We start from the raw sequence: 3,171 nt of genomic DNA, 5'->3' as shown, positions 1-3,171 counted from the left end.
TGGTACGAGTACGCCGTTTAACGACCGTATGGAGATTAATGCCATTCAGAAGGTATTCGGGGAGCATGCTCCCCGTTTGGCGATATCATCTATTAAATCTATGACCGGCCATTTAATGGGCGGCGCAGGGGCAGTTGAATTAATCGCCACTGTACAGAGCTTGCTCCACAACAAGGTACCACCGACACTCAATTGCGACAATCCTGAAGCCCCTGAGCTGAATTTTGTGCCGCACGTATATCAGGAACGCGAAGTCCGTGCAGCGATTAGCAATTCGTTCGGTTTCGGCGGTCATAACGTTTGTCTGGCCGTACGCAAATGGCAGGAGGATTAGCATCGTGAACGCAGATGACATACGTATTCTCGATGTGCTTCCTCACCGCTATCCGTTCATTATGATAGACAAAGTGACGGGTTTTGAGAATTCAAAATGGGCTAGAGGCTACAAGAATGTAACCTGGAACGATTGGTTTGTTTCCGAAGCGAATCCGTTTATGCCCCATATGATGGTCGTTGAAGCATTGGCGCAGTTAGGCGGCTTTGCGACTATGGACGAAACGGGCATTTCCTTTTTAAGTTCATTGAATCAGGTCGAAATGCACGAATGGGCTCAGCCTGGAGATCGGCTGGGTCTTTATTTTGAAGTAACAAAGAGAAAGAGAGGTTTTCTTCTCGGCAAAGGTTTGGCTACTGTAGGGGATCGGATTATTGTCAAGGCGGAAGAGATCGTATCGTATACTCCGAAACAAGTATAACGTGAACCTGCATTGAGGGGATAAGGTCATCGCAATCACAAGAAGGGAAGAGGATTAGGTTATGAATAACAACGTACATCAATTTTTTCCTTTAACCAATGCGCAACAGCGGATTTGGTACACTGAGCTGCTTTACCCGAATACGTCCGTATCGTTGCTTCTGGGAACCGTAAAGTTTAAAGGAAAAATGAACATAGATGCCTTAAAGCGCTCCATCAATATGGTTATTAAGCAATACGATGCTTTTCGGATTCGCATCACGGCCGAGGACGGTATTCCCCGGCAATACGTAGTGCCTTTTGAGGACAAGGAGTTCACTTGTCTGGATGCAGCGGATTTCAAAAGCATAGATGAAATGAATAGCTGGTTGGAGGGTCATAAGCAAGCGCCTTTTGAACTGCTCAACAATGAGCTTTTTCAATTTTTGTTTATTAGAATCAGCGATGACGAGTATTGGCTGAGTGTTAAAATGCATCACATCATTTCCGACGGCATTTCCATGGTTCTTTTCGGAAACCAGTTGATGGAATATTACGTTGATATTATTCGGGGAATAGAACCCCAACTGGGCAAAAAATATTCTTATATCGAATATATCGAAACGGAAGGAGCTTATGTACAGTCCGATCGGTTTGCAAAGGACAAGGAGTTCTGGAACGATAAATTTGCCGGACTGCCGGACGTGACAGGATTGAAACCGTATGATCCGCTGCTGTTGAGCACGGTTGCCCAAAGAGCGCACTTTACAGTAGACGGCGGCTTGTACAAGCAAATAAAGCAATTTTGCCAAGATAATAAAGTTAGCTTGTTTCAATTTTTTATGGCGGCAATGTACATTTATATGCACAAAGCGATCGGCGAGCAGGATATCGCGATTGGTACCTCGTTAGCCAACCGTTCGACAAAGAAGGAAAAAAATACGGTGGGCATGTTCGTCAGTACAATAGCAGCTAGGTCTTTTGTTGACCCTGACGCTGATTTGATCAGCTTTTTGCAAAGCGTGGTCAAGGATCAAACCACGATTTTACGGCATCAAAAGTATCCATATAATCAATTGATTCAAGATTTAAGGGAAACCTACCGCAGCAAGGATATCCAACGGCTGTTCGGCGTTTCGATGGAATATCGTCCAGTAAGCTGGGTGGATCTGGATGACGTTCGCATTCATACAGATTATGATTTTGGCGGCGATGAAGTCAATGATCTGGTGCTTCATATTGCCGAGATGTTGGATGAAGATCAATTGGTGCTGCATGTCGATTACCGTTCCCGCCTGTTCGATGCCAGTGAGATTGCGAGAATCATTCGACATCTCCTTGTTATAACGGAACATATTGTCGAAAATCCGGAACAAAAAATATCGGAGATATCTCTGATCAATGAACAGGAAAAAAATGAAATTTTGACCGTATTCAATGATACGAAAGCTGACTATCCGAAGGATAAAACGATCCATCAGATGTTTGAGGAGCAAGCGGAGCGGACGCCGGAGCAGACGGCGGTTGTGTTCGGGGAAAGTCAGCTCACGTACCGCGAGCTGAACGAGCGGGCGAACCGGCTGGCGCGCACGTTGCGGGCCGAAGGCGTGCAGGCCGATCAGCTCGTCGGGTTGATGGCGGAGCGTTCGCTGGATATGATGGTAGGCATTTTCGCGATCTTAAAAGCCGGAGGAGCCTACGTACCGATAGATCCGGGCTACCCGGAAGAGCGCATTCGCTACATGCTGGAGGATTCGGGGGCGAAGCTGCTCCTGCTGCCAAGCCATTTGCAGGACCATATCCGCTTCGAAGGTCGGACGTTGAAGCTGGACGAGGCGCAGGCGTACGAGCAGGACGGCTCGAATCTGGCGCCAGTCGCCGGACCAGGGGACATGGCGTATGTCATTTATACGTCGGGATCGACGGGCAAGCCGAAAGGGGTCATGATCGAGCATCGGTCGGTGATCAACCGCCTGATCTGGATGCAGGAGGCGTATCCGCTGGATGCAGGAGATACAATACTGCAAAAAACGGCGATCACGTTCGACGTTTCCGTATGGGAGCTGTTCTGGTGGTCGTTCGTCGGAGCGAGTATGTGCCTGCTCCCGGTCGGCGGGGAGAAAGACCCGGAAGTGATTGTGGAGACGATTGCTGCGCAAAGGATCAGCACGATGCATTTCGTACCGGCGATGCTGAACGCCTTCCTGGAATACATCGAGCATCAAGGAGAGCCAGCGCAAAGCAAGCTGTCTTCGCTGAAGCAAGTGTTTACCAGTGGGGAAGCCTTAACGCCGAATGCGGCGGCACGGTTCCAGCAATTCATTGCCCCGGCCAGCCAGGCGAAGCTGGTGAATTTGTACGGACCGACGGAAGCAACGGTCGATGTGTCGTACTTTAACCTGCAAGCGGATGAAGCGTACAGAACGGTTCCGATTGGA

2 protein-coding genes and 1 pseudogene are annotated in these 3,171 nt (G+C 48.7%); all 3 read left to right on the top strand.

What is annotated here, in order from left to right:
• Positions 1-334, top strand: a pseudogene (locus L693_RS0113875) (beta-ketoacyl-[acyl-carrier-protein] synthase II); the annotation flags it as partial.
• Between the two features lie 4 nt (positions 335-338).
• Positions 339-755, top strand: a complete 417-nt coding sequence (locus L693_RS0113870; protein WP_049825156.1) for a 3-hydroxyacyl-ACP dehydratase FabZ family protein — start codon at positions 339-341, stop codon at positions 753-755.
• A 61-nt stretch (positions 756-816) separates the two neighbouring features.
• A partial coding sequence (locus L693_RS0113865; RefSeq protein WP_025717770.1) for a non-ribosomal peptide synthetase occupies positions 817-3,171 on the top strand: 2,355 nt, incomplete at its 3' end.

The sequence above is a fragment of the Paenibacillus sp. 1-18 genome (genome assembly GCF_000520755.1).
Lineage (GTDB): Bacteria > Bacillota > Bacilli > Paenibacillales > Paenibacillaceae > Paenibacillus > Paenibacillus brasilensis.
Note: the sequence above shows the minus strand (reverse complement) of the source record. Positions and strands in the feature narration are given on the sequence as shown.